Source organism: Streptomyces sp. NPDC054961 (genome assembly GCF_053609145.1).
The window spans coordinates 1-3,804 of the sequence record NZ_JBSGWY010000066.1; the positions used below are offsets into that span (position 1 = coordinate 1).

The 3,804-nt window shown below is 72.6% G+C and carries 2 protein-coding genes; both read right to left on the bottom strand.

Annotated features, from left to right (window positions below; all coding sequences use genetic code 11):
• Positions 1 to 135: 135 nt before the first annotated feature.
• On the bottom strand, positions 136 to 1,254 hold the full coding sequence (locus tag ACWF9Z_RS34555) for a glycosyltransferase (protein ID WP_453609280.1): 1,119 nt from the start codon (positions 1,252 to 1,254) through the stop codon (positions 136 to 138).
• Positions 1,255 to 1,435: 181 nt separating this feature from the next.
• Complete coding sequence (locus ACWF9Z_RS34560) at positions 1,436 to 3,646, bottom strand: MMPL family transporter (protein ID WP_453609283.1); 2,211 nt, start codon at positions 3,644 to 3,646, stop codon at positions 1,436 to 1,438.
• Positions 3,647 to 3,804: the final 158 nt, after the last annotated feature.

Genomic DNA, 3,804 nt, shown 5'->3' on the forward strand with positions numbered 1-3,804 from the left:
ACCGTGGTGCCTCGTTTCCTGTTCGGTGAGGCCCGCATCACCAGTAAGCCCCGGGGCCCCCACCCCGGTCACGTTCCGGAAACTCGGGACTTGACGCAGCCATGAACCCCACGTAAAAGCCCCCTGGGGCCCCTGCTAGCGGAGGGACTCGAAGGAGGCGACGAGGTCGGTGGGGGAGGGGAGATCGGTGATGTCAGCCTGAGTGGTGGCGGCGGCCTTGCGGAGACCGTCGTCGGTGAGGAGCCGGTCGAGCAGGGCGGCGTCCACGCTGTCGCCGCTCGCGCGCAGGGCGAACCCCAGGCCCGTCGCGGCATCGACGTTGATGAAGTGGTCGGCGCCCTGCGGGAGGATCAGCTGGGGGACGCCCCGGGCGGCGGCGGTGAGCATGGTGCCGGACCCGCCGTGGTGCACGATCGCGTCGGCGGTGTCCAGCAGCTGGGCCAGTGGCACCCACGGCAGGGGGCGGACATTGGCGGGAAGGGTGCCGAGCGGGCTCAGGTCGGTGTCACCGACGGCGAGCAGGAAATCGGCGTCGACGGAGGCGGCCTCGGATATCACCCGGCTGACCGGGTCGACGCCCGCGTACGCCGTCACCACCGTTCCGAGGGTGACGGCGATCCGGGGCCGGGAGCCACGGGACACGAGATCGCGCGGCACCGTGCCGCCGCCGTTGTAGGGCACGTAGCGGACCCGCCAGCCGGTGCCGTCCCCGCCGAGGGAGGCGGGGACGACATCGAGGACGGTGTGGGTGGCCGGCCCCTGGACCTCGCGGGCCCGGTACTCGTCCGCCAGGAGCCCGGCGAGCCTGCCGACCATGCCGAGGCCGGACATCGCGCCGAAGTTGTGCACCACGGCGGGTATGCCGAGGGCCGCCGAGACGAGGGGAGCGGCGGCCTGGAAGGCGGCGTGGACGAGGAGGTCCGGCCGCCAGGCGACGGCGACCGCGAGCAGGTCGTCGATGGTCACCCGGCCGTGTTCGGCGAAACCGCCCGCCGCCAGCCTTTCGGCGTCCTCGGGGCTGTTGCCATCGGTGACGAACTGCGGATCGATGCCGTCCGAGGCGCGCCGGAAGGCCTCCATCAGCGTCGAGCCGTCGCCGATCTCGACGGTGGGCACGCCGGCCTGGCGCATCGCGTCGAGCGGGGCCGAGCCGGCGAACAGGACCTGGTGCCCGGCTGCCTGAAGGGCCTGGGCGGTCGGCACCATCGGGAACAGGTGGCCCGCCGCAGCGGGGCCGGTGAACAGGATGCGCACGGTATTACTCCTTGGGTGGAGCTCCTTGATTCCTCTGACACACCGTCGAACGCACCCGCCGCTGCTCCAGTTTCCTCCGAGGTGGGCGAGTTTCGGCCGATTCTGAAGAGGAATCCGGACGGCCGGACGCGCGGCCCCTTCCACCGGACCCGCCCACCTCTGCGCCGCTGCGGTCCGAGCCTCAGTACGCCGAGACCCGTTCGGCTTCCGCGGCGGGCGCGGCGGGACGCTCCTTCGGGTAGCCGTCCGCCGCGGGCACCGGGCGGACCGGCCACCAGATGGCCCGGCCGAGGAGGGAGCCGAGGGCGGGGACCATCACCAGGGAGAGGACGAACGCAGAGAGCATGATGCCGAGCGTCAGTGCGAAGGAGACCTGCTCGTTCCCCGGGGTCGTCGCGAGCGTGGCGAACGACCCGGCCAGCACCAGTCCCGCGGTCGCGATGGCCGGTGCCGTGTGCCGTACCGCCCGGGCCACGGCGGCGCGGGCCGTGCCCGGTCGTCGCATCTCCTCCCGGATCCGGTCGACGATCAGGATGTTGTAGTCGGTGCCCAGCGCCACGACGAACAGGAACAGCACCAGGGGAAGGGTGAAGTTGACGCCCGGCTTGCCGAGGGCGTGCTGGAACACCAGCGTGGAGGCACCGAGGGTGGCGGCGAAGCCGAGCCCGACGGAGATCATCAGGATGACGGGTGCGAGCAGGCTCCGGAGGAGCACGAGAAGGATCAGCGCGATCAGCGCGGCCGCGACCGGGAACACGATCTTCAGGTCGTGGTCGACGGCGGCGGCGATGTCGGCGAAGATCGCCGACGTCCCGCCCACGTGCGCCGTCGTCCCGGCGGGCGTGTGCTCGGCGACGGAGGCCCGTACCGGTCCGGAGGCCAGGTCACGGGCCTGCTGGCTCTGCGGGTCGGCGGTCAGGTACAGATCGATCCGGGCGGCGCGACGGTCCTCGTTCAGGACGGTCTGGCCCACCTGGCCCACCCCCTTGACCTGGCCGAGCGCCTGGGAGAGACCGCCCAGCCGGTCGACGGTGAGGGCGCCGCCGTCGGTGGTGGTCACGAAGACGCTGGTGGGGTCCGACACACCGGCCGGCAGGGCACGGGAGATCTCGGCCGCGGTGGCCGCGGCGGGGGTCGGGTCACCGGATTCGCCCCGGCCGTAGTCCATGCGTATGCCGGCCAGTCCGGCGGCCAGGGCGGCGAGCAGGGCGACGGAGGCCATCAGCATCGTCCACGGCCGCTGGGTGACCAGCGTGCCCAGACGGGCGGCACTGCCTTCGCGCGGCTCGCTGCGCAGGGTCCGGGACGGCCAGAACATCTTGCGCCCGGCGGCCGCGAGCAGCGCCGGCATCAGGGTGAGGCTGCCGAGCAGCATCACCAGCACCGCGACGGCGATCGCGGGGCCCAGCGAGCGGAACTGTCCGAAGGTCGCCAGGCCCAGCGTGGCGAACGCGGCCACGATGGTCAGCGCCGCCGAGGTGATCGCCGCGCCCACGCGGCCGGAGACCTGCGCGGCCACCTCACGGGCCGGCTGCTCGGGACGGCTGCGCAACTGCTCGCGGAAGCGGAACAGCAGGAACAGCAGGTAGTCGATGCCGATGCCGAGCAGGACCACCTGGATCAGCGCCGGGGTGCTCGCGTCGAGCTTGTGTCCGGTGAGCAGCGCGGCACCCCCCACGGCGCCCCCCGCCACTCCGCCGATCATGGCGACCGCCAGCAGGGGCAGCAGGGCCGCGGCGACGCTGCGGAACACCAGCACGTTGAGCAGGACGATCAGCCCCATTACCAGGGCGCCCCCGACCTTCGCGGCGGTCTCGTTGTCATCCGTGGTGTCGACGGTGTCGGCGAGAGCGCCGGTGAAGCCGGTGCGCATCCCCGCCTCCGAGAACTGCGCCGTGGCGGAGTCCCGGAAGGTCCGGTAGACGCCCTGGACCCCCGTGTCCGCGGCATTGCCGGTCAGCTGGACGGAGAGCAGTTCGAAGCTCCGGTCGGGCGCCGTCATCGCCGGGGCGATCCGGGGCGTCTGGGAGCGGTCCGGGACCATGAACTGCGGTACGTCGTTTTCCCGGGGCATGACCACCCGGCGCTGGCCGAGCTTCGCGGCCTCCGCCCCGATCCGCTCCTGGTCGGCGGCGCTCAGGGCCTTGCCGTCGGAACGGGCGACGAGCACCGTCACGGTGACGGCGTCGGGGTCCACCCCGAACTGCTCCTGGGAGATCCGCAGCGCGGCGGCCGAGTCGTAGCTGCGGGGCAGGAAGTCCCCGGCCTGGTTCTGGGTGACGCGGGCGAGCAGGACGGGGGCCAGGGCGCTCAGCGCGACACCCAGCACCACCCAGAGGGTGATCACCTTCCACGGGTGTCGGGTGGAGCATCTGGTCAGGGCGCGGATCACGGTGTCCTCCGGCGGACGGACTCGAGTGCGGACGTCGGCCGGGGATTTCCGGCCGGTCTCCAGACCATCACTCCGAGGGGTCTCCGGACGTCAGGGCAGCGGATGATCCACAACGGGGCCCTGGGTCCCCACCCGGCCCGCGACCAGGACCCTGGTCC